1 protein-coding gene and 1 pseudogene are annotated in these 1565 nt (G+C 68.6%); one reads left to right on the forward strand and one right to left on the reverse strand.

Annotated elements, in window-relative coordinates; translation table 11 throughout:
- Window positions 1-146: 146 nt before the first annotated feature.
- Window positions 147-362: pseudogene (locus ACIP98_RS42450) on the forward strand (transposase); the annotation flags it as partial.
- A 60-nt stretch (window positions 363-422) separates the two neighbouring features.
- On the opposite strand, the gene ACIP98_RS42455 reads toward ACIP98_RS42450, so the two are convergent.
- On the reverse strand, window positions 423-1559 hold the full coding sequence (locus ACIP98_RS42455) for an IS30 family transposase (protein WP_401982239.1): 1137 nt from the start codon (window positions 1557-1559) through the stop codon (window positions 423-425).
- Window positions 1560-1565: the final 6 nt, after the last annotated feature.

Here is a 1565-nt window from a genome sequence, read left to right on the forward strand (position 1 = left end):
CGGTGCCTGGCCTCCGCGGCGGCGCCGAGCCGGCCGAACACCACCCCGTCCAGCAGCCGCGGGTCGGCCGCGGGCCGGGTGCCGGGCCGTTCGGTCGCGAGCACGACCTCGTGACCCGCCCCGGTGAGCACAGGAAGTAGCAGCAGGTGGGAAGCAAGTACACGAAGCGATACACCGAGGAGTTCAAGCGGGACGCGATCGCGCTCGTCGATTCCTCGGGCAAGACGGTCACCGCCGTCGCCCGGGAACTTGGCATCAGCTCCGAGTCCCTGCGCGGCTGGTACCGCCGGGCAAAGGCGGACCAGGGCGAAGGCAAGTCCGGTGAGCTGACCAGCGCCGAGCGCGAGGAGCTCAAGCGGCTGCGCAAGGAGGTCCGCGAACAGCAGCAGACGATCGAGATCCTGAAAGAAGCGACGGTGGAGTCAACCGGTTGGTGCAACAGTAGTGGCGAGCCTATCAGCGGGAGTTTCGAAGCCGAGGGTTTGGCGGGGGCGGGTGTTCAGCTTGAGGGCCACGGCGTTCAGATCGTCCTGGGTGTATCCGGAGAGGTCAGTGCCCTTGGGGAAGTACTGGCGGAGCAGGCCGTTCGTGTTCTCGTTCGAACCGCGCTGCCAGGGGCTCTTCGGGTCGGCGAAGTAGACCTTCACGTCAGTGGCCAGTGTGAACCGTTTATGGTCGGCCAGCTCGGTGCCCCGGTCCCAGGTCAGTGACATCATCAACCTGCCGGGTAGATAGAGGACTTGACGGGTCAGGGCGGAGATCACGCTCTCGGTGTCCTTGCCCTCGACCCGCACGAGCATGACGTAACGGGAATGGCGCTCCACCAGGGTGGCGATGTGGCTGTTCTTCGCACCGGTGATCAGGTCGCCTTCCCAGTGGCCGGGAACGGCTCGGTCCTCGGCCTCGGCCGGGCGCTCGCGGATGGAGACCGCGTCACGGATACAGCCGCGCTGCTGGCCGGCGGTCGTGGCGTTCTTCGAGCGGCGCATCGTGCGCTGGCGGCGCAGGTGGGAGACCAGCTCCTTCTTCAGCACCCCGCGGGCTTGGATGAACAGGCTCTTGTAGATCGTCTCGTGGGACACGCGCATACCGTCCTCGGGCGCGAAGGTCCGGGCAAGCCAGCCCGCGACCTGACGCGGCGTCCAGTCCTCCTTCAGTTTGCCCGCGACCGTGTCCCGCAACGCGGGGCTGACCTGGAGCAGGCACAGCTTCGGACGCCGGGCGTTGTCCCAGGCCCGTTCATCGGCACGGGCCGCGCGATACTTCTCCCGCCCGCCGTGCCGCCCCACCTCCCGGCTGACCGTGGAAGGAGCCCGGCCCAGCCGGACCGCGATCGTGCGGAAGGACTCATCAGCGGCCAGCCCGCGCGAGATCTCCTCCCGCTCGGCCAACGAGAGCACCCCGGCGGACCTGCTCCGGGCCGCCGGAACGTACCCGCCGTTCGCCGCAATCACCCCGTGGATCGAGCCAGGCACCTTGCCCAGCGCCCGCCCGATCTCACTCAGCGACTGTCCGTCCCGCCATCGCCGCCACACCTCGCGCTTCTGCTCGTCCGACAACCCCGG

The sequence above is a fragment of the Streptomyces sp. NPDC088354 genome (assembly GCF_044753585.1).
Classification (GTDB): Bacteria; Actinomycetota; Actinomycetes; order Streptomycetales; family Streptomycetaceae; genus Actinacidiphila.